The sequence below is a fragment of the Rhodococcus sp. RDE2 genome, from assembly GCF_020885655.1.
Taxonomy (GTDB): domain Bacteria; phylum Actinomycetota; class Actinomycetes; order Mycobacteriales; family Mycobacteriaceae; genus Rhodococcus; species Rhodococcus pyridinivorans.
In genome coordinates, this window is record NZ_AP025186.1 from 1,013,602 (window position 1) to 1,038,327 (window position 24,726).

Below are 24,726 nucleotides of genomic sequence, written 5' to 3' on the forward strand. Positions count from 1 at the left end.
GCATGTTCGCGACGGTCGGCCGCCGGCTGTGTCACCATCACACCGTGAACCGGACGCCTGGCACGGTGCCGTCGCGATGAACGGCGCGTGGATCCTGCTGGTCGTCATCGCCGGGATCGCGGTGACCGCCGTCGCGTCGCGCCGCGACCTGCAGGCCCCACTCGTGCTAGTCACGGTCGGCGCACTGGTGTCGTTCGCGCCGGGCCTGCCGCGGCTCGAACTGGATCCGGAGGCCATCCTCGGGGTCGTCCTGCCGCCGTTGCTGTATTCGTCGGCCCTGCGGTTCTCGGTTCCCACCTTCCGGCAGTACCTGCCGTCGATCCTGCGGCTCGGCATCTACGCCGTGCTCGTCACGGCGTTCGTCGTGGCGTGGACCGCATCCGCGATGATGGTGACGCTGACCTTCGGTGCGGCTCTCGCTCTCGGCGCGGTCGTCGCACCGACGGACGCGGTCAGTGCCGTCGCCGTGGGACAGCGACTCGGACTACCGAAACGGGTCATCGCGGTGCTGACCGGGGAAGGTCTGGTCAACGACGCCACCGCCCTGACCCTGTTCACCGTGGCGATCTCGGCCGTCACCGGCACGCACATCCTCGCCGACTCGCCGTTCCTGTTCTTCCTCTACGAGGTGGCGGGTGGGATCGCCGTGGGTCTGGTGCTCGCGTACGCCGTCCACCTGATCCGCGCCCGGATGTACGACTCGCCGCTCGAGACCGTGCTCGGACTGGTGCTGCCGTTCGCGGCCTATCTCGCTGCCGAGGAGATCCACGCCTCGGGAGTGCTCGCCGTCGTCGCCGCCGGACTGTTCATCGGGCACCGGGCCACCGAGGTCTCGGTGAGCACGCGACTGCAGGAACGCGCGGTGTGGAAGAGCGTCGACGTGGTGCTCGAGACGTTCGTCTTCGCCTACATGGGCCTGCAGTTGCGGTTCGTCCTCGACGAGGTCCGCGACAGCGGCGCCGATCTGCGCCTCGCGCTGCTCGGTGCGGTGATGATCCTGCTCGTCGTCATGATCGTGCGACCCGCGTGGGGTCTGCTGCACTGGGGGCGGCGCGCGCTCGTGCGACGCGCCGGATCCGAACGCCTCGGCCGCGACCAGCTGAACTTCCGGGAACACGTCGTGGTGTCGTGGGCGGGCATGCGCGGCGTCGTCACCCTCGCCGCGGCCGGTGGGGTGCCCGTGGCGATCGCGTCGGGTGCTCCCTTCCCCGGCCGCGAGATGATCCAGATCTCCGCGCTGGTCGTCGCCATCGGCACACTCCTCATCCAGGGCGCGACGATGCCGTGGCTCATCCGCAGACTCGACGTCACCGACCCCTACGAGCGGCTGCGCACCGAGGAACAGATGGCGGTGGCCCGCAGGATCTCGGCCGAGTCGAGCGACCGGGTGCTCACCGAACTCGCCACGCATCCACCCGACGGCGTGGACCCGGAGATCTACGACAAACTCCTGGCCAAGGCACGAAAGTCGCTCCGATCCCGCCAGGAGGCGGAGACCGTCGAGGACACCGCGGAGGACGCCGGAACACGACTGGCCGCGCTGTTCGACGACATCCGACGGGCATCCCTGCGGGCGCGACGCCAGGCCCTCATCGACGCCCGCGATCGCGGTGAACTCGACGACGAGATCCTCCGCGACGTGCTCGAGAGCCTGGACATCGACGAAGCGGCGGTGGAGGAGCGCATCCGCCGCCGGCGCCGGGACGACGGTGCCCGAAGTCGGGACGACGGTGTGCAGCGGTAGGGACGACAGGCCGCAACGGTAGACTTTCCGCAAGTGAACACCCCGCACGGGCCGGAACAGGTGCCGCACGATCCCCGCACCGACGTCTCCGTCCGTTTCGCTCTCCGGTCGCCTGCTCGTCTGAAGACCGAACTCCTGGCCGGCCTGGTCGTGGCGCTCGCCCTGATCCCCGAAGCCATCGCCTTCTCCGTGATCGCCGGTGTGGATCCCCGGGTCGGGCTGTTCGCCTCGGTGACCATGGCGATCACCATCGCGATCGTCGGGGGACGGCCCGCGATGATCTCGGCGGCGACCGCGGCCGTGGCGCTCGTGATCGCCCCGGTGTCCGAGCAGTACGGGGTGGACCATCTCATCGCGACGGTGATCCTCGGCGGCATCTTCCAGGTGCTGCTCAGCTTCCTCGGCGTCGCCAAGCTCATGCGGTTCGTGCCGCGCAGCGTCATGGTCGGCTTCGTCAACTCCCTGGCCATCCTCGTGTTCGTCGCCCAGATTCCGCACCTCGTGGACGTGCCGTGGATGGTCTATCCGCTGGTGGCGGCAGGTCTGCTGGTGCTGGTCGTCCTCCCGAGGATCACCGAGGCCGTGCCGGCTCCGCTCGTCACGATCGTGCTCCTCACCGTCGTGACGGTGGCCTTCTCGCTGAACGTGCCGGACGTCGCGGACCAGGGTGAACTGCCCGAGAGCCTGCCCACGCTCTTCTTCCCGGACGTGCCGCTGACCTTCGAGACCCTGCGGATCCTCGCGCCGTACGCGCTCGCGATGGCCCTCGTCGGCCTCATGGAATCGCTGATGACGGCCAAGCTCGTCGACGACATCACCGACACCCGCTCGGACAAGACCCGCGAGGGCTGGGGTCAGGGCATCGCCAACATCGTGACCGGATTCTTCGGTGGCATGGGCGGCTGCGCCGTCGTCGGCCAGACCATGATGAACGTGAAGGTCTCCGGGGCACGGACCCGCCTGTCCACCCTGGCGGCCGGCGTGTTCCTGCTGATCCTCGTGGTCGCCCTCGGCGACATCGTCGGGCTGGTCCCGATGGCCGCCCTCGTCGCCGTGATGATCATGGTGTCGATCGCGACGGTCGACTGGCACAGCGTGCACCCGCGGACGCTGCGGCTGATGCCGCTCAGCGAGACCGTCGTCATGATCGTCACCGTCGTGGCCACGGTGAGCACCGGCAATCTCGCGATCGGAGTGTCGCTGGGAGTGCTCACCGCGATGGTGCTGTTCGCCCGCCGCGTCGCGCACATGACCACCGTCGAGAAGATCGCCGATGCCGACACCGACGGGGACGGGGGAGTGGACACGCGCACCTATCGGGTGACCGGTGAACTGTTCTGGGCGTCGAGCAACGATCTCGTCCACCAGTTCGACTACATCGGCGATCCGGAGAACGTCGTCATCGACCTCACCGACGCCGACATCTGGGACGCCTCCACGGTCGCCACCTTCGATGCGATCCAGCAGAAGTACGCGGCCAAGGGAAAGACGGTCACCATCGTCGGACTCGACGGCGCGAGCCTCGAACGCCTCCGCCGGTTGTCCGGCCGGCTCGGTGGGGAGAACTGACCACGCATCCCGGGAGCGGTGCGTCGATTCGACGTAACGTGAGCGCATGATCGCGATCGAGCTCGCCGCGGTGGTACTGCTCCTGGTGCTGGTCGTGGTCTCGGTGGTGCTGTGGACCCGGCGGGTGGTCACCACACCCGCCGAACGCGCGGTCCACGCGACCCTGCACACGGCGTCCCTCGCGGCGCGCCCCCTGCGCGCCGGGCTCGACGCGTCGTCGGCGAAGGAGGCCGCTCCGCACCTGCGGATGCTGCTGGCCGAAGCACGCGCGGTGGCGCTGCTGGACGAGAACGGTGCCCTGCTCGCCTGGGACGGCCCGTTCGAGGAACTGACGGACGAGATGATCACCGCCGCGGGCCGGGCCGTCGCCGACAAGCGCCGCGTGCTCGTCGGGCACCACGACCTGCGACGGGCCCACGGCGACCTCGCGGCCCGCGCACTGATCGCCCAGCCGCTCGTCGTGGAGGACATGGGTGTGGCGGGGGTGCTCGGCGTCGTGACGACCGTCGAACCCGGCCCGGCGCTGCTCGGTGCGATCACCGAGGTGGCGCGGTACGCGTGCAGCCAGATCGAGCTGGCCGAACTGGACGCCTCCCGCGCCCGGCTCGACCGCGCCGAGGTCCGTGCGCTGCGCGCCCAGATCAGTCCGCACTTCATCTACAACGCGCTCAACACGGTGGCGTCGTTCGTCCGGACCGACCCCGACCGCGCCCGCGAACTGCTGCTGGATTTCGCCGACTTCACCCGCTACTCGTTCCGCGCGGCCGGCGAGTACACCCTGCTCGCCGACGAACTGCGCAACATCGACCGGTACCTGACACTCGAACGCGCCCGCTTCGGCAACGCCCTCGAGGTACGCCTGCAGATCGCTCCCGAGGTACTCAACGTGACGCTGCCCTTCCTGGCTCTGCAGCCACTCGTCGAGAACGCCGTGCGGCACGGGATCGCGGGCAAGGACACCCGCACGGGCACCATCACCATCACCGCGGCCGACGAGGGCACCGACTGCGTCATCAGCGTCGAGGACGACGGCATCGGCATGGACCCGGAACTGCTGCGATCCGGCACGCTCGACGCGATCGCCGACAGCGAGCACGGCAGCGGCGTCCGCGAGTCCGCGCACGTGGGCCTCGCCAACGTCGACGACCGCTTGCGTGCGGCCTTCGGCAACGACTACGGCCTCGTCGTCGAGACCGCGCCGGGGGCCGGCACCCGGGTGAGCATGCGCGTGCCGAAGTTCAGGGCGGGTATCCGGCCGTGAGGAACACCCGGCATGGCACGATGGATTCGCCGTGAACGAGATCACAGACAACCTGACCGTGCTGGCGGTCGACGACGAACCGCCCGCCCTCGACGAGCTGGCCTACCTGCTGCGCGCGCAGGAGGAGATCGGCGTCGTGCACACCGCAGGAGACGCGACGACCGCTCTGCGCGTGCTGCGCGACGGAGGAATCGACGCGGTCTTCCTCGACATCAACATGCCCGGACTCGACGGGCTGGAACTCGCAGGCATCCTGCGCAATTTCGCGGTGTCCCCGGCCGTGGTGTTCGTGACCGCGCACGACGATCGCGCGGTCTCGGCGTTCGACCTCGGCGCCGTCGACTACGTCCTCAAGCCGCTGCGGGAGGAACGACTCGCCGAAGCGGTCCGGCGGATCGCCGAGCGCCACCGGCCCGCCGCGCAGGCGACATCCGAGACCGGCCAGAGCGACGACGTGATCCCGGTCGAGCTCGGCGGTGTCACCACCCTCGTGCCGCGCTCGTCGGTCCACTGGGTCGAGGCCGAGGGCGACTACGCGCGCCTGCACACCGCGACCGGTTCGCACCTGGTACGTATCCCGATATCGACGCTCGAGAACCGCTGGGGCGACGCCGGCTTCCTGCGGGTGCACCGCTCCTATCTCGTGGCGTTGCCGCTCGTCACCGGTATCCGCAGTGTGGGTTCGGGTCTCGTCGTGTGCCTGCGCAGCGACAGCAACTCACCGCCCGTCGAACTGCCCGTCAGCCGCCGGCACACACGGGAACTCAAGGACCGGCTCATCCGAGGTCCGATGCAGTCGTGGACGTCGCGATGAGCACCACCGGCGGCCCGCCTCCGCCGCGTCAGAAGGTCGTCCTCGCCGAACGGCGTGGGGCGCGCATGGTCCGTACCCGGGTCGAGGTGCAGCAGCAGACCGAGGTGGGCGACGCGATGGTCCGCGGGCTGGTCCGGGCGCAGCTCGGGCTCGCGCTGCGGGTCGCGCTGTTCACGGTGTGTCTGCTGGGCGCCATCCCGGTGCTGTTCCACCTCGCTCCCGGTCTCGCCGCGGTGACGGTCCTCGGCATCCGCCTGCCGTGGGTGTTGCTCGGTGTGGTCGGTTATCCGATCCTGCTCGGTATCGCGTGGGTGTATCTGCGCCTCGCCGAACGCAACGAGCAGGATTTCACCGACCTCACCGACGATTGACGACCCCATGAGCGGATCGATTCCCGTCGTCACCGTCGTCGGTCTGGTCGCCGCGGCGATCGCCACCGTCGCGATCGGGGTGTACGGCGTGCGGATGGCGCGCACCACCTCGGATTTCCTCGTCGCCTCCCGCAGCGTCGGCCCGCGCTGGAACGCCGCGGCCATCTCCGGTGAATACCTCTCGGCGGCATCCTTTCTCGGAGTGGCCGGGCTCGTCGCGAAGTTCGGTGCCGACGCCCTGTGGTATCCCGTCGGTTTCACCGCCGGTTATCTGGGTCTGCTGCTGTTCGTCGCTGCGCCGCTGCGACGTTCGGGTGCCTACACCGTCCCGGACTTCGCGGAGTTCCGGCTGGGGGAGAAGTGGCTGCGCACGCTGTCGATGATGGTCGTGGCGATCATCTGCATCCTGTACCTGGTGCCGCAGTTCCAGGGCGCGGGACTCACGCTCAACATCCTTCTGGGAGTGCCCGACTGGGTGGGCGTCGCGGTGGTCGGGGTGATCGTCGTCGCCAACGTGGTCGGTGGCGGGATGCGCTCGATCACCTTCGTGCAGGCCTTCCAGTACTGGCTCAAACTCACCGCGGTCGCCCTACCCGCTCTTGTCCTCACACTGCACTTCGTCGGTGACGACCGCGGCGTCGACGAACCCGTGCCGCCCACCGTCACCGAGACCACCACCGTCGACGTGACGATCGACGTGATCGTGCAGGTCGCCGAAACGCTCCCCGTCGTGGCGACAGGGGAGATCGACGGCCGGCCGGTCACGGGCGTCTTCGAACTCGAACCGGGAGAGCACGTCCTCGGGGCCGGGACCGAACTGGTCCTCGACGCCGGGTCACCGGTGCCGGTGGTCGCCGGTGCGCCGACCGACAACGACACCTGGGCGTCGCCGGGGGCGGGGCTGGGAGCGAGCAGCGAACATCCGCTGTTCCAGGTGTATTCGCTGATGCTCGCGACCTTCCTGGGCACGATGGGGCTGCCCCATGTGCTCGTGCGCTTCTACACCAATCCCGACGGGCGGGCGGCGCGCATGACGTCGCTCGCCGTCATCGGCCTGCTCGGGTTGTTCTATCTGTTCCCCACGCTGCTCGGGGTGTTCGCGCGCCTGTACGTCCCGCAGCTGCTCATCACCGGACGCTCCGATGCGGCAGTGCTGCTGCTACCGGGATCGGTGCTGTCGGGCTGGGGCGGACAGTTGCTCGCGGCGCTGGTCGCCTCGGGTGCGATCGCGGCCTTCCTGTCGACGTCGTCCGGACTGCTGGTGAGTGTCGCCGGCGTGTTGTCCACGGACGTACTGCGCGGCCGGGTGCGCGACTTCCGGGTGGCCGCGGTGCTCGCCGGCGTGGTGCCGCTCGTGCTCGCCCTGTCGGTGACCTCCCTCGACCTGTCCCGTTCGGTCGGTCAGGTCTTCGCCATCGCCGCGTCGACGCTGTGTCCGCTGCTGGTGCTGGGGATCTGGTGGCGCGGGCTCACTGCGATCGGTGCCGCGGCGGGGATGGTCGTCGGTGGTCTCGTCGCGGGCGGTGCAGCCCTGGCGACCGTGCTGCTGCCGATCGATCCGTCGGTGGCCGCCGGGTGGCCGACGGTGCTCTCCGCCTACCCGGCGGCGTTGAGCGTGCCGCTGGCGTTCCTCACGATGATCACGGTGAGTCTTCTGACGCGTCGCCGGATCCCCAGGGACGTGGGTAGGACGTTCTCCCGCATGCACGTACCCGAGCGGCTCGGGATGGGCCGCGACCGCGAACTCGGCGCGTTCGGTGAGCGGGGCCGTGGTCCCGGCGAGAGGCGCCGTTCGTCGCGGTGACGCGACCGTTCGTCGCACGAGGGCACCCCTCGTCGTTCCGCCTCTTGTCTGCTCTGTTCGTGTGACAGCCGTCTCATTAGCGTTGTGATCATCCTCACCTCACACGACTATCAAGGAGTCGGCAGTGACCACAGCACCACTCAGCGAGAGTGGCGTACCCCAGCAGCGACGGATACCGACGCCGCAGGAGTTCGTCACGATGCAGGAGAGCCCGGAGTTCCAGGAACTGCGCAGCCGTCTGCGCCGTTTCGTGTTCCCGGTGACGGCGTTCTTCCTGGCCTGGTACGCCCTGTACGTCCTGCTGGCCACCTACGCGGACGAGTTCATGGCGACGAAGGTCATCGGCAACATCAATGTCGGGCTGATCCTGGGTCTGGGCCAGTTCGTCACGACCTTCGTGATCACCGCCGTCTACGTGAAGTTCGCCGGGCGTGAGCTGGATCCGCGTTCCGCCGCGATCCGTGAGGAACTGGAAGGACCGCAGCAGTGAGCGTTCTCGCGCAGAGTGGGGCCGACGTCGGTAACCCGATCCTCAACATCGCCATCTTCGTCGCGTTCGTCGTCATCACGATGGGCCTGGTCATCAAGGCCAGCCGCACGACGAAGAAGGCCTCCGACTTCTACACCGGCGGCGGCCAGTTCTCCGGCCCGCAGAACGGTTTCGCCATCGCCGGCGACTACCTGTCGGCCGCGTCGTTCCTCGGTATCGCCGGTGCGATCGCCGTCTACGGATACGACGGCTTCCTGTACTCGATCGGCTTCCTCGTCGCATGGCTCGTCGCCCTGCTGCTCGTCGCCGAACTGCTCCGCAACACCGGCCGGTTCACGATGGCCGACGTGCTGAGCTTCCGGCTCAAGGAACGCCCCGTCCGCATGGCGGCGGCGCTCTCGACCCTCGCGGTGTCGCTGTTCTACCTGCTCGCACAGATGGCCGGTGCCGGCGGACTCGTCGCGCTGCTGCTCGACATCGAGGGCAAGGTCGGCCAGGCCATCGTCGTCGCGGTCGTCGGTGTGCTCATGATCGTGTACGTGCTGATCGGCGGCATGAAGGGCACGACCTACGTGCAGATGGTCAAGGCCGTGCTGCTCGTCGCCGGCGCGGGCCTGATGTTCGTGCTCGTCCTGTTCGCGGTGCGGGGCAACTTCTCGCAGCTGCTCGCCGACGCACAGGCGATGGTGTCGAGCTCGTCGAACGAGGCCGTCGCCCAGCGTGACGTGCTCGCCCCCGGCGCCAAGTACGGCATCAGCAACATGACGCAGATCGATTTCCTGTCGCTCGGCATCGCGCTGGTCCTCGGCACCGCCGGTCTGCCGCACGTGCTGATGCGCTTCTACACCGTGCCCACCGCCAAGGAAGCACGTCGCTCGGTCACCTGGGCCATCGCCCTCATCGGCGCCTTCTACCTGTTCACTCTGGTGCTCGGTTACGGTGCCGCGAAGATGGTCGGCCCCGACGCGATCCTCGGTGCTCCCGGCAAGGAGAACGCGGCGGCCCCGCTGCTGGCCTTCGAACTCGGCGGCACGGTCTTCCTCGCGATCATCTCGGCCGTCGCCTTCGCGACGATCCTCGCGGTCGTCGCCGGCCTGGCCATCACCGCCTCGGCGTCGTTCGCCCACGACATCTACGCCAGCGTCATCAAGCGTGGCAACGCCACCGAGGACGAGCAGGTGCGGGTCTCGCGGATCACGGTCGTCGTGATCGGTCTGGTGGCGATCGTCCTCGGCATCCTCGCCATGGGACAGAACATCGCCTTCCTGGTGGCCCTGGCCTTCGCGGTCGCCGCCTCGGCGAACCTGCCGACCCTGCTGTACTCGCTGTTCTGGCGGAAGTTCAACACGACCGGCGCCCTGTTCAGCATCTACGGCGGTCTGATCAGCTGCCTCGTGCTCATCGTGTTCTCCCCGGCGGTGTCCGGTGCACCCTCGGCGATGTTCCCGAACGTGGACTTCTCCTGGTTCCCGCTGTCGAACCCGGGCATCGTGTCCATCCCGCTCGCGTTCGCGCTCGGTGTCATCGGCACCTACGTCGGACGCCGCAGGCAGGAGGACCGGTACAAGCAGGCGGAGATGGAGGTCCGCTCGCTCACCGGTGTCGGTGTGGAGAAGGCCGTCTCCCACTGATCCTCTGCACCGCGGTGGCCCGCTCCCGATACGGGGGCGGGCCACCGCCGTGTCGGGGTGCCCCGCCGGCGGAACGGACCGTCTACTGTTGCGGACCATGGCGAAACTCGAAGTGTCCACCGACCTTCCGCTCGACCCGCACGCAGCGTGGGAGCACGCCTCCCGCCTCGAGTCGTTCGGGGAGTGGCTGAGCATCCACGACGGGTGGCGCAGCGACCTGCCGGACACCCTCGCCGAGGGCACCACCCTGCAGTCGGTGGTGTCCGTCAAGGGCATGCGCAACCGCGTCACGTGGACCATCGTCGAACTGGACGCGCCGCACCACGTGGTGCTGAAGGGCACCGGCAAGGGTGGCACGAAGTTCTCGATGCGACTCGCCGTCGCGGCCCGCGGGGACGGTTCGACGCTGTCGATGAAGATCGACCTCGGCGGGGCGCCCCTGTTCGGCCCGATCGGCTCGGGGGTGGCGCGGGCCCTGCACGGCGACCTGCAGTCGTCGCTCGACACCTTCGCGCGCCGCTACGGCGGGAACTGACGCCCGGCGCAGCGCGACACGACGCTCGGTCTCATCGAGCAGGGACATGATCCGATGCGGCCGCGCTCCGACGGTGCAGTCGTTCCACGCCGCTTGCGTACCAACGCTTACCGAAGACCAGCGCCACGATCGCGAGTGCGTACACCAGCGGGGTCAGTTGCAGCGCGGCGAGCAGACCCAGACGGTCGGCGAGGATCCCGACGACGAACGGCCCGGTCGCCAGCCCGAGGACGTTGTTGGCGACGGTGAGAGTGCCGAGCGCGGAGGCCCGCACCGACTCGTGGGTCAGTCGTGCCACCATGGCCGCGGTGGGACCGGAGGACCCGGCGGCGAAGAAGGCTCCGATTCCGATGAGGCCCAATTGCGCCGGACCCGGCGCCAGCTGGAATCCGATGGCGAGCGACACGAGGGAGACGGCGCAGTAGGCGATGGCGCTGGTCCACTTCGCCGACGGGTTCGTGCGGCTCACCCGATCGGTGATCATCCCGCACACCACCATGCCGGTGCCGATCAGCAGGACGAAGATCGATGCGACCATCCCGGCCTTGTCCGGGGCCAGACCGTACTGACGATTGAAGAAGCTGGGCGTCCATGCCAGCAGCACCGCGGCAGTGAACATCTGCAGACCGCCACCGAGATAGGCGCACCACACGGCAGGGCTGGTGAACAGTGTGGAGATCGGTACCCGGATCGGGGGTGACGAATCCGGACGAGGAGACGGTTCGGTCGGCGTCGTGTCCTGACCGACCCTGTGCGCCGCCAACCTACCTTCGGTGACCAGGGCGCGGAACAGAGCGACGAGGATCAGGCCGAGCACCGCCATGGCCGCGAACGACCACCGCCAGCTCAGGTGCACCGCGATGACGCCCCCGAGTGCGACGCCGATGACCGAACCGAACGAGCCGCCGGCCATGAAGGCGCCGCTGAGTGCGGAATGGACCCGCGGGACGAAGACGCTCAGGATCACGGCGATTCCGACGCTGCCGTAGGCGGCCTCGCCGACCCCGACCAGGAAGCGGGCAATGAGCAACTGTTCGTAATTGGCTGCCACAGCGCAGAACAGCGTCGCGATACTCCAGATCACCGCCATCAGGGTGAGGCTCCGTACCCTGCCCCACCGATCGGCGAGGAGCGACAACGGGAAGGTCAACAGGCCCACCATCAGGGCGACGATGCTCGTCAGCGATGCGAGTTGTGAATCCGACAGTGCCCAGTCCGCTTTCAGGAACGGGAAGACCGCGCTGAGCACCTGGCGCGACATGTAATCCGAGAGCAGCAGTGCGAATGTCAGCGCGAAGACCAACCAGGGGTATGCGACCCGTCGGCGTCGATTCTTCTCGGGTGCCGGTCCGCCGGAATCGGTTGGCTCGTCCGGTGATTCGAGGGTGAGTTCGGCAGGGGTGCCGATCGGGGTGGGGAGAATTCCCATAGGAGCTCCTCGATAGAAAAGGGGTGGGTCGGAACCCGAGCGGTTTCACGACTCTCACGCGGAGGAGGGGAGGACGGCGGGGCGTGCACGCCGATCCGCGATTGCCGTGGTGCACATCACAGTAGTCGGGGTGTGCGGCGCTCACTTATCCCGAGGGGACACGGGTCTGTCCATTTCGGGACACTCAGGCTTCGGACCGCTTGCGCCATTCTCGGGGAGTCATGCCGAAACGGCGTGTGAACCAGCGCGAGAAGCCGCTCGGAGCCGAGAACGACAACATTTCCGAGATCTCGGCGAAGGTGTGACGCCCACTCGTCACCAGTCGTTGGGCGAGTTCGGCCCGGGTGTCGTCGACGACCCCGGTGAAGGTCTGTCCCGACCTCGCCAGGTGCCGGTGGACGGTGCGGCGATCCACTCCGAGGCTCGCTGCCACCTGGTCGACCGAACAGCGCCCGGTCGGTAACAGTAGTTCGACGAGTTCCCGGACCCGCCGCTCGAGCGCGGGGGTTTCGGATGCCGAGAGGTCATCGAGGACCTGCTGCGAATAACTTCGGAGGACGGGATCGGAGAGGCGATTGGGTAGGTCCAGATCGCCGGTGTACACGACGATTCCGGAATAGTTGCCGTCGAAGACGAGGGGCGCGTCGAAGACCCGACGGTGTGTGCTGTCGTCGTCGGGCCGACCGTGTTCGAAACACACCGACACCGGCCGCCAGCGGTCGCCGAGCAGATACTGCAGAAGTTGGTGGATGACGGCGACCGCGAGTTCCGTGGCCTGACGCACGGGCATGGGTTCGCCCGGTTCGACGCGGAGGACGATCGTCGACAGCCCGTCACGTTCGGTGATGTCGATGAACAGCGCCTCGTTGTACGTGTGCTGGAAGCGGATCAGCATGCGCAGGGCGCTGCGGGCGTTCGGTTCGTCGCGGATGGCCACGCTCAAGGGGCCGAGGGTCGACAGGCGTCGCCGTTCGGCGAGTCTCAGTGCGAAATCCTGGCGGGCGGTGACGACGGCGGACAGTTCCAGCAAACGGACGATCGACGCCGCCGGCACCCACCGGTCCTGCAGGTCGAGTCCGGACGGGTCCAGCCCGACGCTGCGCAGCAGATCGATCGGGTCGACCGAGAGCGAGCGGGCCAGTTCGACGAATCCCGTCAGTGTGGCGTAGCGCGCCAACGGCTTCGGCAGCGTCATCGCGCGTCTCCTCGATGTCCCGTCGACCGATGAAGGGGTTGTCCCCGAATGACAACGAATATGTCCCGCAGGGATAAGTATTCCGGATGTCCGCTCGTTAGTGTCGTGTTATCGGCGTCACACCCCCTCTGCGGTAGCAGAACGCCCGACATCCAAGGAGAACACAGATGGCACACGCGATCCGCTTCCACGAGACGGGCGGCCCCGACGTCCTCGAATGGGAAACCGTCGAGGTCGGCGATCCCGGCCCCGGCGAAGTGCGGATCCGGCACGAAGCCGTCGGCCTGAACTTCGCGGACACCTACTTCCGTACCGGGCTGTATCCGGCGCCGTTGCCGGCGGGAATGGGCGTCGAGGCCGCCGGCGTGATCGAGGCGGTCGGCCCCGGCGTCACCGACTTCCGCGAGGGTGACCGTGTCACCTACACGGGAAGCCCGCTCGGTGCATACAGCACCGAACGGGTGATGGACGCAGCACACCTCATCGCACTGCCCGACGCGATTCCCTTCGACACCGCGGCCGCGATGACCATGCGCGGCCTGACCGCGGCGTACCTCCTGCGCCGCATCCACCCACTCGAAGCCGGCGACACGGTCCTACTGCACGCCGCAGCCGGGGGCGTCGGCCTGATCTTCTGCCAATGGGCGAAACGGTTGGGAATCAACGTCATCGGAACCACGTCCACTGACGAGAAGGCGGAGGTCGCTCGGTCCTACGGTTGTGCCGAGGTCATCGTCCACACCCGTGAGGACATCGCAGAACGAGTGCGCGAGCTGACCGACGGAGCGGGTGTGCCGGTCGTGTTCGACAGCGTCGGGGCCTCGACCCATCGTTCCTCGCTCGATTCCCTCGCCCGCCGAGGCCTGCTCGTCGCGTTCGGAACGGCCTCCGGCCCGATCCCACCGATCAGCGCCATGGACCTCGCGGTCAAGGGCTCGCTGTTCGTCACCCGGCCCGCGCTTGCGGACTACATCGCCGATCCGGTCGAGCGAGCCGAACTGGCGAACGAGCTGTTCGCGCAGGTCGCGGCCGGAGACATCGATATCGAGATCAACCAGAGATACGCCCTCGCCGACGCCGAACGAGCACACCGCGACCTCGAAGCCGGCATCAGCGTCGGCTCGTCGGTGTTCTCGCTCTGACCTTCGACCCGATCCACCCCGTCACGCCCAGGAGACCGTCATGACCACCACCGACCCCGCTCATGTCCGGGACGAGGCACATCGCCGATTCCCGATGGACGCACGACCGCTGACCGGCAGCATCGGCGCAGAACTGCACGGCGTAGACCTCGCCGAGGTGGCCCGCGACGACGAACGGTTCGCAGAACTGAAGGCGCTGCTGCTCGAACACAAGGTGTTGTTCTTCCGGAACCAGGAGATGAGCAGGGCCGAGCACGTCGCCCTCGCCGAGCGTTTCGGCTCGCTCGAGGACCATCCGGTACTCGGCAGCGATCCGGAACATCCCGGTCTGGTCCGTATCTACAAGGACCTCGACAGCCCACCCGAGGCGTTCGAGAACTCCTACCACTGCGACGCCACCTGGCGGGAGAACCCGCCCATGGGATCGGTGCTCCGATGCGTCGAAGGTCCGGCCGTCGGTGGCGACACGATCTGGGTGAACATGGCACTCGCCTACGAGCAGTTGCCCGGCCACGTGAAGGAACAGATCGCCGGGTTGCGTGCACGCCACAGCATCGAGGCATCGTTCGGTGCGCGACTGCCGATCGACAAGCGACTCGCGCTGAAGGACCGGTTCCCGGACGCGGAGCACCCCGTCGTGCGCACCCATCCCGAAACGGGCGAGAAGGTCCTGTTCGTCAACAGCTTCACCACACACTTCACGAATTTCCATACGGCCGACAACGTCCGTTGCGGTATCGACTATGCACCCGGGGCGGGCGAGCTGCTCCGGTTCCTGCAGAGCCGGGCGACGATCCCCGAGTACCAGGTCCGGTGGCGATGGACGCCGAACAGCGTGGCGATCTGGGACAACCGGTCCACCCAGCACTACGCGGTCCAGGACTACTGGCCTGCCGTCCGGAGGATGGAGCGCGCCGGAATCGCCGGCGATCGTCCCTTCTGACTCCGAGAACTTCCTTCCCTCATCACGCACGACCCGATCCACAGGAGACCACGATGCACTTCCACGACGATGCCTTGTTCCCCGAATGCCAGGAGAAGCTGGTCATCACCGCCGCCCCGTACGGACCCGAATGGGAACCGGAAGATTTCCCGGAAGACCTGCCGCTGACGATGGACGAGCACGTCCAGCAGGCGGTGGACTGCTACGAGGCCGGAGCCACGGTGCTGCACATCCACGTTCGCGAACTCGACGGCAAGGGCAGCAAGCGACTGTCGAAGTTCAACGAACTGCTCTCCCGCCTGCGCGAAGCGGTGCCGGACATGATCCTGCAGGTCGGCGGCTCGATCTCCTTCGCGCCGGAAGGTGAAGGAGCCGAAGCCAAATGGCTGTCGGACGATGTTCGGCACATGCTCGCCGAACTGGATCCCAAGCCGGATCAGGTGACCATCGCCATCAACACGAGCCAGATGAACATCATGGAGCTCATGACCGCGGACGACATCGCCGGCACCTCGATGGAGCGTCCGGAACTCGCGGTGACCTACCGGGAGATGACCGTGCCCGCCGGGCCGGAATGGGTCGAGGAGCACCTGCGACGCCTGCAGGCCGCCGGCATCCAGCCGCACTTCCAGCTGTCGTCGATCCCGCAGCTCGAGACCGTCGAACGCCTGATTCGACGCGGCATCTACACCGGTCCGCTGAACCTGACCTGGGTGGGGATCGGCGGCGGTTTCGACGGACCGAACCCGTACAACATCATGAACTTCATCCAGCGTGTCCCGGACGGTGCCTGCCTGACACTCGAAACCCTCATGCGTTCGGTGCTGCCGGTCAACACCATGGCCATCGCCATGGGGCTGCACACCCGCTGCGGCAACGAGGACACCCTCTGGGGACGCAAGGGCGAGAAGATGACCTCGGTCGAACAGATCCGGCAACTGGTCCGTCTCGCAGACGAACTCGGCCGTGAGGTCGCCACCGGCAAGGAAGCCCGCGAGATCTACCGGATCGGCGAGACCTACCGTGACGCCGACGAGACGCTCGCGAAGCTCGGCTACGCCCCCAACCGCCGCCCGGGTCAGGTCGGCTTCACCCACCACGGCTGACACCCGGCGGCTCGCACCTGCATGGGAATGCTCCGTACGAAGGGAAGTTTCGGAGAGATGAACGACGACACCGAACCGACCGTCATCATCGTGCCCGGCCTGCGCGACCACGTCGCCGACCACTGGCAGACACTGCTCGCAGATCGGCTCGACCGGGTACGCACCGTACCTCCGCTCGACCACGACCGGCTGAGCCTGGATGCGCGAATCGCCGCGCTCGACGCGGTCGTCAGCGACGTCGACGGTCCGATCGTGCTGGTCGCGCACAGCGCCGGCGTCCTGATCGCCGTGCACTGGGCCCACGCATCGACCAGACCGGTTCTCGGTGCGCTGCTCGCAACACCGGTCGATATCGAAAAGCCGCTCCCCGAAGGGTATCCGACCACGGCCGACCTCGATCGAGGTGGTTGGCTCCCGATACCGCGTCGCCGCCTTCCCTTCCCGAGCATCCTTGCGGCGAGCAGCAACGATCCACTCGCGGACCGGCGCCGGGTCGCAGGATTGGCGGAGGCGTGGGGGAGTCGATTCGTCGACCTCGGTGAGGTCGGGCATCTGAATCCCGCGTCCGGCTTCGGCGACTGGCCCGCCGCCGATCTGTTCCTGCAGGAACTGCTCCAGCGGTCCGGAGCGACAACGCACGAGACCGCCCCCGTCCCGTCCGAATCCTGAAAGCGAAACAACGATGCTCAACCTGTCCGTTCTCCTGGAGGATTCCGCCCGCCGGTATCCCGACCGGGACGCCTTGGTGCTGGGGAACACCCGGATCGGCTACGGCGAACTCGACGCCCGAGCGAACCGGGTGGCCAACCTGTTGATCGCGCGTGGAATCGCGCCGGGCGACACCGTGGCGATGTCGATCCCCAACGTGCCGGAGTTCGTGATCGTCTACTACGGCATCCTCAAGGCCGGCGCCGTCGTGGTGCCGTTGAACATCATGCTCAAGGGACCTGAAATCACCTACCATCTGCAGGATTCCGGCGCCCGGGCGTTCTTCTGCTCCGAAGGTGGACCCGACCTGCCCATCGGTGAATACGGTCGTGCCGGTTTCGCCGCAGCACCGAAGTGTCGCGACATGTTCGTCGTCGGCGGACTCGATGGTGCGGACAGTCTCGATACTGCGCTGGGGGAAGTATCGGATGTCCGCTCGTCGGTGGTACGTGATCCGCAGGACACGGCGGTGATCCTCTACACCAGCGGAACCACAGGAAAACCGAAGGGAGCCTGCCTTTCCCACTCCAACATGGTGACCAACGCACTCACCGCGAACCGCCTGTTCGACAGCACTCCGATGTGCCCCGACACGTACCTGGTGACCCTGCCGCTCTTCCACTCCTTCGGCCAGACCGTGACCATGAACGCGGGACTGTCGGTAGGGGCCACGCTGGTTCTCCTGCCACGTTTCGATGCCCGCACCGCACTGACACTGATGATCGAGGAGGACGTCACCGTCTTCGCCGGGGTCCCGACGATGTACTGGGCTCTGCTCGATGCGGTGGACGAGGCGGTCGACGTGCAACGGATCGCCGCCACGATGCGCCGGGCGATCTCCGGTGGCGCCGCCCTGCCCGTCGAGATCCTCACCCGGTTCTCCGAGCGCTTCGGCGTCCGGATCCTCGAGGGCTACGGGCTGTCCGAGACGTCTCCGCTCGCGTTGTTCAGCGATCCGGAACGCGACCCGCGGCCCGGATCGATCGGAGTCCCGGTGTGGGGAGTCGAGGCCCGCCTCGTCGACGCCGACTGGAACACCGTCACAGCTACCGACACGATCGGGGAACTCGCCCTGCGCGGACACAACGTCATGTCCGGATATCTCGGCCGGCCGGATGCCACCGCCGAAGTGATGCGGGACGGCTGGCTGCGTACCGGCGACCTCGCTCGCAGGGACGCGGACGGTTTCTACTACATCGTCGATCGCGCGAAGGATCTGATCGTGCGCGGAGGCTTCAACGTCTACCCCCGCGAGATCGAGGAAGTACTGATCACCCACGAGGCAGTGTCGCTCGCAGCGGTCGTCGGCGTTCCCCACGAGGTGTACGGCGAGGAGGTCGGCGCCTTCGTCGTCCTCGAGGCAGGGGATCAGATCACGGAAGAGGAATTGATCTCCTGGTGCCGCGATCGGATGGCGGGATACAAGTATCCGCGCTCGATCGAGATCGTCACGACGCTTCCGACGACCGCGACGGGAAAGATCCTGAAGCGCGAACTCGTCACCACGGTACGGACAGGCGCGGTATCGACGGGCACGGTGTCGACGAGTCAGGGTTCGCCGGATGTCGGGTGAGGTTACGTCGGCGCCGCAGGACGTCGTGCGGCCGGAGTCGACGCCGAGGGGTGCGCGTCCCCGCGCGGCTGCCCTCGTCGCGGGTATCGGGGTGTGCGCGGCCGGCGCTGCAATCGCGATCGTGCTCGGCCGACTGCTCCCCGCCGTGAACCCGATGCTGATCTCGATCGTGTTCGGAGCACTGGTGGCCAATCTGATTCCCGTCCCGGCGTGGATCGGCCCAGGTGTGGATTTCTCGACCAAACGGCTGCTGCGCCTCGGCATCGCCGTGCTCGGCCTCCAACTGGTCTTCCACGACATCCTCGCCCTCGGGTGGGGTGTCATCGCGCTCGTCGTGGTCATCGTCGCGGCCGGGATCACCGGGACGATGTACCTGGGGCGGGTCCTCGGACTTTCGTGGACTCAGCGGGTCCTCATCTCGTGCGGATTCTCGATCTGCGGCGCCGCGGCGGTGGCTGCCGCAGACGGAGTCGTCGACGCGAAGCGTAAGGAGGTGATCACCTCGATCGCGTTGGTCGTCGTCTTCGGCACACTGATGATCCCGGGGATTCCGCTGCTGGTGGGAGTTCTGGGGATGGACGACCGGCAGTCCGGCATCCTCGCCGGTGGATCGATCCACGAGGTCGCGCAGGTGGTCGCCGCCGGAGGCATGATCGGCGGCGGAGCTCTCGCGGTCGCCACCGTGGTCAAGCTTGCCCGTGTCCTGATGCTGGCCCCGGTGATGGCATATCTGGGCGTGGTCCGCCGACGGCGCAGTCGCGAGACGGGCGTCCACGAGGACACGGTCGGCCGGCAGCCGCCTCTGGTGCCGGTGTTCGTGATCGGATTCCTGGCAGCGGTGGCGGTGCGGTCCTCCGGACTGCTTCCCGACGTCGTGCTCGAGCACGCCGCGCTCGTGCAATCGGCGCTGTTGACCACGGCCATGTTCGGGTTGGGTCTCGGGGTCAGGGTCGGACTGCTGCGCTCGATCGGGCTGCGACCGTTCGTGCTCGCTGCGGCCTCCACCCTGTGGGTGGTGCTGATCACCCTCGTCGGTGTCCTCGTACTGAGCTGAACCGGTCCGTGCCCGGCATTGCCGGCACGGCGAAACGTGCGGTGTCGCAGAAAATTCTGCAACGGCAAAACACTCCTCACCCGCACACGATCGTGCCAAGCTCGGAAGAAGTGGTCGGTCCTCGACCCGAGAAGTCCGTCCGGCCCGCGAGGTCGGCTGCCCGGGCGCGCAGGAACGATTGCGAGGTCGAGTCGATGGCCGAGGAACACGAATCGCATCGGGATCCGGTACCCGCCGATTCCCGCCGGTGGGCGTGGACCGCCGTGGTGGTGCTGATCGTTGCCATCGTGCTTCCGATCGCCGAAGCCGGTCTGCGCGGTGTCGTCGCGCTGTTGCTGGTCGCTGCGGCCGGTGCAGCCCTGGCCGTTGCCGCGGCTTACTGGTTCCTCACCCACCGGGGCGTGATCCGCGGGGCGGCTCTGGCCGTGACCGTCCTCGCGCCGGTGGTCGTGATCGTCGTCTTCGCGGCGTCGGGTCACCTGTGGGTTGCGATCGTGTCGGTGCTGCTCGTCGCTGTGGCGGTCGCGTGCGGACGCCGTGCCCTGCGGGCCGATCGCGTGAGCCCGCAGCCTGAGTTCCCGGCCGTTCCCGTACAGCACCCGTTCTTCGTCATGAATCCACGCTCGGGCGGCGGCAAGGTCGTCCGTTTCGACCTGCAGCGCAAGGCCGAGGAACTCGGGGCCGAAGTGGTGCTGCTGAGCGGTCCGCAGCAACTCGACGTCACCGAGCTGGCGGAGGAAGCCGTCGAACGAGGGGCGGACCTGCTCGGCGTCGCGGGTGGCGACGGAACGCAGGCCCTGGTCGCGGCGGTCGCAGCGGAACACCGGCTTCCGTTCGTGGTGATCAGCGCCGGAACCCGGAATCATTTCGCCCTCGACCTCGGGCTCGACCGGGAGGATCCCGCGGCAGGTCTGGACGCCCTCCGGGACGGGGTCGAACTGCGCGTCGATCTCGGCCGGATCAACGGGCGGCCGTTCGTCAACAATGCGTCCTTCGGTGTCTACGCGGAGGCGGTGCGGAGTCCGCAGTATCGTGCCGACAAGACGGCGACGGTGCTGCAGATGCTGCCCGATCTGCTCGGGGAGCAGGGCCGGCCGGGCTTGCGGGCACACATCGACACGGAGACCGTCGACGGGCCTCAGGCGGTGTTGGTCAGCAACGGTCCGTACGCCTTCGACGACCTGGCAGGAATGGGCCGACGGCCCCGCCTGGACAGCGGCCGGCTCGGTGTCGTCGCGATCTCGGTCTCGAACGCACGCCAGGCGGTCGGCCTGTTCCGTCGCACCCACAACCGAGGCCTGTTGCAGCGCACCGCCACAGAAGTGGTCGTCGATGCGGACGTACCGGAGATTCCGGTCGGAGTCGACGGTGAGTCGGTGATGCTGTCGACACCCGTCCGATGCACGATCTCCACCGGAGCGCTACGAGTTCGTGTTCCCCGCAACCGTCCGGGAGCGCGTGTGCCGCCCCCGCACCTCGATTCCGTTCGGTTGCGGAAGATATTGTGGCCGAATTGAACTCTTCGGATCTCACATTCCGGCGCATCCTACGACTTCAATGGAGGGATGTGCAGATGGATGGCGTACACCGGTGATCCCGTCCTGATGGACGACCTCCTGTTCCGGCCGGTGCACTCCCTGATCGACCAGAGCCTGCATTCCAAGATGGGCGCAACTACCACGAACGGGGACGGCTTCGGCATCGGCTGGTACGGAGAGGGCCCGAGGCCCGCATTGTTCAAGTGCATCGAACCCGCCTGGAACGAGAGCAACCTCCGCGAGCTCGCCACGCAGATCCGTACGCCGTTGATGTTCGCGCATGTCCGCGCCTCGACGGGAACTCCGGTGCAGCGCACCAATTGCCATCCCTTCCGCTACGAGAACAGGTTGTGGATGCACAACGGGGCGGTGCACGGATTCCACCTCATGAAACGGGACCTGGCGATGGCCGTCGATGCGAGCCTCTACGACGCGATCCGGGGGTCGACGGATTCCGAGATGCTGTTCTACCTCGCGCTCACCTTCGGCCTCGCCGACGACCCGTTCACCGGCGTGGCGAAGGCCGTCGGTTTCGTGGAGGATATCGGAGCCCGCATGGGCATCGAGAATCCCATGCAGGGAACGATCGCCACCACCGACGGCAGCAGCGTCTGGGTGTTCCGGTATTCGACGGAGCGGAAGACACGCTCGTTGTTCTACTCGGCCGACATCAAGGCGATACGGGCGCAGCATCCCGAAGTGGAAGTGCTGTACCAGCTGGGAGACGACACCCGCTTCGTGGTGTCCGAACCCCTTCGGGATCTCGAAGGGGCCTGGCTGGAGGTTCCCGAGTCGAGCGCGGGTGTCGTTCGGGGGAGCGACCAGGAGTTCCGGCCGTTCGCGCCGATCTCACCCGTGCGCTCGATGTGATCACGACGAATTCTTTGCTGTCGGAGTCCATGTCACCGCTCGTTCCGGCCGGGACCCGATGTGTCGAGTGAATCGCCCGGAGTCAGCTCCACGGCAGCGATCCCGGCGTTGTGGGCCCGGCGGACGAACTCGGCGCCCGGACCGAAGAACAACCGGGGCCGAACGGCGTCGAATCCGATCGGCCACAGCGTGCCGTAGTGGATCGGTACGGCCAGACTCGCCTCCACCAGACGGGCGACGACCGCGGCCCGAGCGGGATCGAGATGACCGTCACCGAGCGTGGGTCCCCAACCTCCCACGGGGAGCAACGCCAGATCCACCGGGCCGACATGCCCGGCAAGACGGGGATAGAGATCCGTGTCGCCGGCGAAATAGGTGCGCCGGTCTCCCTCGACGACGTATCCGACCGCCGGGGCGAACTCCGGGCCGCGCCGCCAACGGCGACCGTCGTGTCGGGCGGGCACGGCACGCACGGTGACCGTGCCGATCCGTGTCGCCTCGCCGGGACGCAGCGGGACCAACCGGTCGTCGAACCGACGCAGTGCCGGTAATCCGTCGACCGCTCCCCGTGGGACCACGATCGGAACGTCCGGATCGAGCCTTCCCAGCGACCGCAGGTGGGTGTGGTCCGTGTGCAGGTGCGAGAGCAGCACCGCATCCGGGTCGAGCACGCGCGGTCCGGCCGGGGCGGGGCCCCGGCGTCGGCGCAGGTGCGCGACGCGATCGGTGAGCACCGGATCGGTCAGGACGACCGTCCCGCGGTCCTCGATCAGCGTGGTGGCGTGTCCGAGCCAGCGCAGACCGGATGCCGGGGCATTCCCCCGCGGTGGCGTGCTCATGACCTTACGATTCCAGACGTGGGAAGGGGCCCGCGATGCGTACGGTGGGCAGCTTGTTGCGAATACTCGTCGAGTTCCTCGTGTTGTGGGGATCGTCGGCGCTCGTGCTCGTCGTGCTCGACCGCGTCCTCGGCGGCATCACCCTGGATCGGTCCGGCTTCGCTCCGATACCGACGCTCCCGGCTGCTCTGGTACTCGCGCTGGTGTTCGGTCTGCTGAACGCGGCCCTGTGGCCGGTGATGATGCGGTTGATGTCGTGGGTCGGCCCGGTGTTGTTGTTCGCCGGGGTGTTCCTGGCCGGTGGCGCGATCATGCTGCTGACGTTGTACCTGGTACCGGTCGCCACGGTGGACCGCCCGCTCGACGCGATCGTCCTCGCCGCACTGGTCTCGTTGGTCACCTCGGTCGTCTCGGGCGCGATCGCCTCGCGCTCCGATACCGCCTATCGGTTGATGCAGGTGCGACGGAACCGGTTCCGCCTGCGGCGCAACGCGACGCTCGTGGACGCGACTCCGGGGCTGTTGTGCATCCAGATCGACGGACTCGGATACGACGTCCTGCGGCGGGCGATCGCCGACGGTGTCACGCCCGGCCTGGCGAAACTGGTGCGTGAGACCCACCGGCTGGTGCCGTGGTACACGGATTGGAGCAGCCAGACCGGTGCGACACAGCTGGGTGTACTGCACGGGTCCAATCACAACGTGCCCGCATTCCGCTGGTACGACAAGACGACCGGGCGCATCTCCGTGTTCAGCAACCCCGCCGACAACGAACAACGCGAACTCGAACGAGCAGACCGGCCCGGGTTGCTCGCGCACGACGGTGCGAGCCGGGGCAACCTGTTCACCGGTGGCGCACAGGACAACGTGCTGGTCGTCAGTCGTATGCGTGGTGCCCGACTCGGTGGAGGCGCCGGCTACAGCGCGTACTTCGCCGACCCGGCGAGCGCACTGCGCACCTTCATCCGGATGATCGCGGAACTGCAACGGGAACTTCGTCAGTCACTGCGCCAGAAGCGGAAGGACATTCGGCCACGAGTACCGCGAGGCGGAATCTATCCGTTCGTCCGCGCCTTCGCGACCGTTCTCGCCACCGACGTCACCGCTGCTGCCGTGGTCGGTGATCTGATCAAGGGACGTGCCGTCGTCTACCTCGATCTGATCGGCTACGACGAAGTCTCGCACCACTCGGGGATATCTCGACCCGAAACGCTGGCCGTGCTCACGAAGGTCGACGACATCATCGAGATGCTCCTTGCCGTGGCGGAACAGTCCGACCGGTCCTATCGCGTCGTCGTGCTCTCGGATCACGGACAGAGTCAGGGTGCGACCTTCCTGCAGCGTTACGGGGAAAGCCTGGGGGAGTTGGTGGTCCGGCTGGCCACACGGTCCCGTTCGGTCGCGGCGGACGGTCACAGGCACCAGCACAGGGGAGAGGGATCCGCTCAACCCGGAGCGGAGGGTCGCGCCTATGCCGCAGCCAGCATGCACGCTGCCGCCGACGAGCAGCCGCGCCCGGCCGCCGGTGAGCCGATCGTTCTCGGCTCGGGCAATCTCGGCCTGATCTACTTCCCGCACCTGCCCGGTCGCGCCGACATCGACGCCATCGAGGCGGCGCATCCGGGACTGCTCGCCGGGCTCCGGGAGCATCCCGGAATCGGCTTCCTCCTCGTTGCCGCTCCGGGCGGATCCGTCGTGCTCGGACCCCACGGCCGGGTGGACGTGACGACCGGCGAGGTCACCGGCCGGAACCCCCTCGAGGTGATGGGACCCGACGCACTGTCGAAGATCCGGCGCACCGACACCTTCGGCAACGTCGCCGACATCATGGTCGGTGGTGCCTACTGGCCGGAGACCGACGAGGTCGCGGCATTCGAGGAGCAGGTCGGCTCGCACGGCGGCATGGGTGGCCCGCAGGGCACCCCCTTCCTCCTCTACCCGGCCACGCTGCCCCCTCCACCCGAGCCGCTGAAAGGTGCCGAGAACGTACACGAGGTGCTCGTCGGGTGGCGGGATCTCTCGTCGCGACCGTCGACGGCCGCGACCGGTCACGACGCGACGACCCGGTCGGGCGACCCGGCTCGGATGGAATGAAAGCCGTTCGTACAGGG

Annotated in this window: 21 protein-coding genes; 18 read left to right on the top strand and 3 right to left on the bottom strand. The window is 67.6% G+C overall.

Annotated features, from left to right (window positions below; genetic code table 11):
• Positions 1-76: 76 nt before the first annotated feature.
• From LPH33_RS04895 to LPH33_RS04935, 9 genes are all read left to right on the top strand, one after another.
• Positions 77-1,744 carry a Na+/H+ antiporter gene (locus LPH33_RS04895; protein ID WP_229567307.1) on the top strand — a complete coding sequence of 556 codons (1,668 nt, stop codon included), beginning with the start codon at positions 77-79 and terminating at the stop codon, positions 1,742-1,744.
• A 33-nt stretch (positions 1,745-1,777) separates the two neighbouring features.
• Entirely contained in the window at positions 1,778-3,313 is a 1,536-nt protein-coding gene (locus tag LPH33_RS04900; RefSeq protein WP_016694999.1) for a SulP family inorganic anion transporter, read from the top strand.
• Between the two features lie 46 nt (positions 3,314-3,359).
• Positions 3,360-4,574 carry a sensor histidine kinase gene (locus tag LPH33_RS04905; RefSeq protein ID WP_016695000.1) on the top strand — a complete coding sequence of 405 codons (1,215 nt, stop codon included), beginning with the start codon at positions 3,360-3,362 and terminating at the stop codon, positions 4,572-4,574.
• A gap of 31 nt (positions 4,575-4,605) precedes the next feature.
• On the top strand, positions 4,606-5,388 hold the full coding sequence (locus LPH33_RS04910) for a LytR/AlgR family response regulator transcription factor (protein ID WP_016695001.1): 783 nt from the start codon (positions 4,606-4,608) through the stop codon (positions 5,386-5,388).
• Positions 5,385-5,759 carry a membrane protein gene (locus tag LPH33_RS04915; protein WP_037191816.1) on the top strand — a complete coding sequence of 125 codons (375 nt, stop codon included), beginning with the start codon at positions 5,385-5,387 and terminating at the stop codon, positions 5,757-5,759. The genes LPH33_RS04910 and LPH33_RS04915 overlap by 4 nt, the downstream gene beginning before the upstream one ends.
• A gap of 7 nt (positions 5,760-5,766) precedes the next feature.
• A complete protein-coding gene (locus tag LPH33_RS04920; RefSeq protein ID WP_088897784.1) occupies positions 5,767-7,563 on the top strand; it encodes a cation acetate symporter in 1,797 nt (598 codons plus the stop codon).
• Positions 7,564-7,687: 124 nt separating this feature from the next.
• The gene (locus LPH33_RS04925; protein ID WP_019289889.1) at positions 7,688-8,053 is read left to right on the top strand and encodes a DUF485 domain-containing protein; all 366 of its coding nucleotides are present in this window, start codon (positions 7,688-7,690) and stop codon (positions 8,051-8,053) included.
• On the top strand, positions 8,050-9,684 hold the full coding sequence (locus LPH33_RS04930) for a cation acetate symporter (RefSeq protein ID WP_088897783.1): 1,635 nt from the start codon (positions 8,050-8,052) through the stop codon (positions 9,682-9,684). The genes LPH33_RS04925 and LPH33_RS04930 overlap by 4 nt, the downstream gene beginning before the upstream one ends.
• A gap of 97 nt (positions 9,685-9,781) precedes the next feature.
• Entirely contained in the window at positions 9,782-10,219 is a 438-nt protein-coding gene (locus tag LPH33_RS04935; protein WP_016695006.1) for an SRPBCC family protein, read from the top strand.
• Positions 10,220-10,250: 31 nt separating this feature from the next.
• Here LPH33_RS04935 and LPH33_RS04940 read toward each other — a convergent pair whose 3' ends face one another.
• Positions 10,251-11,648 (bottom strand): MFS transporter, encoded by a 1,398-nt coding sequence (locus LPH33_RS04940; protein WP_229567309.1) that lies wholly within the window; start codon positions 11,646-11,648, stop codon positions 10,251-10,253.
• Between the two features lie 184 nt (positions 11,649-11,832).
• On the bottom strand, positions 11,833-12,843 hold the full coding sequence (locus LPH33_RS04945) for an AraC family transcriptional regulator (RefSeq protein WP_420714476.1): 1,011 nt from the start codon (positions 12,841-12,843) through the stop codon (positions 11,833-11,835).
• 167 nt (positions 12,844-13,010) lie between these two features.
• On the opposite strand from LPH33_RS04945, the gene LPH33_RS04950 reads away from it, so the two are divergent.
• The 8 genes from LPH33_RS04950 to LPH33_RS04985 all read left to right on the top strand — a co-directional run bounded on the left by LPH33_RS04950 (position 13,011) and on the right by LPH33_RS04985 (position 21,777).
• Entirely contained in the window at positions 13,011-13,985 is a 975-nt protein-coding gene (locus LPH33_RS04950; RefSeq protein WP_229567312.1) for a quinone oxidoreductase family protein, read from the top strand.
• 94 nt (positions 13,986-14,079) lie between these two features.
• Positions 14,080-14,928 (top strand): TauD/TfdA dioxygenase family protein, encoded by an 849-nt coding sequence (locus tag LPH33_RS04955; protein WP_229568259.1) that lies wholly within the window; start codon positions 14,080-14,082, stop codon positions 14,926-14,928.
• Between the two features lie 53 nt (positions 14,929-14,981).
• The gene (locus LPH33_RS04960; RefSeq protein ID WP_039587506.1) at positions 14,982-16,034 is read left to right on the top strand and encodes a 3-keto-5-aminohexanoate cleavage protein; all 1,053 of its coding nucleotides are present in this window, start codon (positions 14,982-14,984) and stop codon (positions 16,032-16,034) included.
• Positions 16,035-16,091: 57 nt separating this feature from the next.
• Positions 16,092-16,703 (top strand): RBBP9/YdeN family alpha/beta hydrolase, encoded by a 612-nt coding sequence (locus LPH33_RS04965; protein WP_145693442.1) that lies wholly within the window; start codon positions 16,092-16,094, stop codon positions 16,701-16,703.
• A gap of 13 nt (positions 16,704-16,716) precedes the next feature.
• The gene (locus tag LPH33_RS04970; RefSeq protein ID WP_160873817.1) at positions 16,717-18,315 is read left to right on the top strand and encodes a long-chain-fatty-acid--CoA ligase; all 1,599 of its coding nucleotides are present in this window, start codon (positions 16,717-16,719) and stop codon (positions 18,313-18,315) included.
• Positions 18,305-19,369: a YeiH family protein gene (locus LPH33_RS04975; RefSeq protein WP_229567314.1), complete on the top strand. Its 1,065-nt coding sequence runs from the start codon at positions 18,305-18,307 to the stop codon at positions 19,367-19,369. Before LPH33_RS04970 ends, LPH33_RS04975 begins: the two co-directional genes overlap by 11 nt.
• 194 nt (positions 19,370-19,563) lie before the next feature.
• Complete coding sequence (locus LPH33_RS04980; RefSeq protein WP_229567316.1) at positions 19,564-20,886, top strand: diacylglycerol/lipid kinase family protein; 1,323 nt, start codon at positions 19,564-19,566, stop codon at positions 20,884-20,886.
• Between the two features lie 60 nt (positions 20,887-20,946).
• On the top strand, positions 20,947-21,777 hold the full coding sequence (locus LPH33_RS04985) for a class II glutamine amidotransferase (RefSeq protein ID WP_120281602.1): 831 nt from the start codon (positions 20,947-20,949) through the stop codon (positions 21,775-21,777).
• A 32-nt stretch (positions 21,778-21,809) separates the two neighbouring features.
• On the opposite strand, the gene LPH33_RS04990 is transcribed toward LPH33_RS04985, so the two are convergent.
• Positions 21,810-22,616 carry an MBL fold metallo-hydrolase gene (locus tag LPH33_RS04990; protein WP_160873820.1) on the bottom strand — a complete coding sequence of 269 codons (807 nt, stop codon included), beginning with the start codon at positions 22,614-22,616 and terminating at the stop codon, positions 21,810-21,812.
• A 35-nt stretch (positions 22,617-22,651) separates the two neighbouring features.
• Between LPH33_RS04990 and LPH33_RS04995 the strand changes: the two genes are divergently transcribed.
• Complete coding sequence (locus LPH33_RS04995; RefSeq protein WP_145693437.1) at positions 22,652-24,709, top strand: phage holin family protein; 2,058 nt, start codon at positions 22,652-22,654, stop codon at positions 24,707-24,709.
• The last annotated feature ends 17 nt before the right edge of the window (positions 24,710-24,726 follow it).

Excerpts from the sequence above, each read along its gene's own strand:
- LPH33_RS04945 (WP_420714476.1), bottom strand. The coding sequence starts at position 12,843 with ATGACGCTGCCGAAGCCGTTGGCGCGCTACGCCACACTGACGGGATTC.
- LPH33_RS04915 (WP_037191816.1), top strand. The coding sequence starts at position 5,385 with ATGAGCACCACCGGCGGCCCGCCTCCGCCGCGTCAGAAGGTCGTCCTC.
- LPH33_RS04920 (WP_088897784.1), top strand. The coding sequence starts at position 5,767 with ATGAGCGGATCGATTCCCGTCGTCACCGTCGTCGGTCTGGTCGCCGCG.
- LPH33_RS04935 (WP_016695006.1), top strand. The coding sequence starts at position 9,782 with ATGGCGAAACTCGAAGTGTCCACCGACCTTCCGCTCGACCCGCACGCA.
- LPH33_RS04965 (WP_145693442.1), top strand. The coding sequence starts at position 16,092 with ATGAACGACGACACCGAACCGACCGTCATCATCGTGCCCGGCCTGCGC.
- LPH33_RS04995 (WP_145693437.1), top strand. The coding sequence starts at position 22,652 with ATGCGTACGGTGGGCAGCTTGTTGCGAATACTCGTCGAGTTCCTCGTG.
- LPH33_RS04960 (WP_039587506.1), top strand. The coding sequence starts at position 14,982 with ATGCACTTCCACGACGATGCCTTGTTCCCCGAATGCCAGGAGAAGCTG.
- LPH33_RS04905 (WP_016695000.1), top strand. The coding sequence starts at position 3,360 with ATGATCGCGATCGAGCTCGCCGCGGTGGTACTGCTCCTGGTGCTGGTC.
- LPH33_RS04955 (WP_229568259.1), top strand. The coding sequence starts at position 14,080 with ATGGACGCACGACCGCTGACCGGCAGCATCGGCGCAGAACTGCACGGC.
- LPH33_RS04990 (WP_160873820.1), bottom strand. The coding sequence starts at position 22,616 with ATGAGCACGCCACCGCGGGGGAATGCCCCGGCATCCGGTCTGCGCTGG.
- LPH33_RS04980 (WP_229567316.1), top strand. The coding sequence starts at position 19,564 with ATGGCCGAGGAACACGAATCGCATCGGGATCCGGTACCCGCCGATTCC.
- LPH33_RS04985 (WP_120281602.1), top strand. The coding sequence starts at position 20,947 with ATGGCGTACACCGGTGATCCCGTCCTGATGGACGACCTCCTGTTCCGG.
- LPH33_RS04950 (WP_229567312.1), top strand. The coding sequence starts at position 13,011 with ATGGCACACGCGATCCGCTTCCACGAGACGGGCGGCCCCGACGTCCTC.
- LPH33_RS04940 (WP_229567309.1), bottom strand. The coding sequence starts at position 11,648 with ATGGGAATTCTCCCCACCCCGATCGGCACCCCTGCCGAACTCACCCTC.
- LPH33_RS04970 (WP_160873817.1), top strand. The coding sequence starts at position 16,717 with ATGCTCAACCTGTCCGTTCTCCTGGAGGATTCCGCCCGCCGGTATCCC.
- LPH33_RS04895 (WP_229567307.1), top strand. The coding sequence starts at position 77 with ATGAACGGCGCGTGGATCCTGCTGGTCGTCATCGCCGGGATCGCGGTG.
- LPH33_RS04975 (WP_229567314.1), top strand. The coding sequence starts at position 18,305 with ATGTCGGGTGAGGTTACGTCGGCGCCGCAGGACGTCGTGCGGCCGGAG.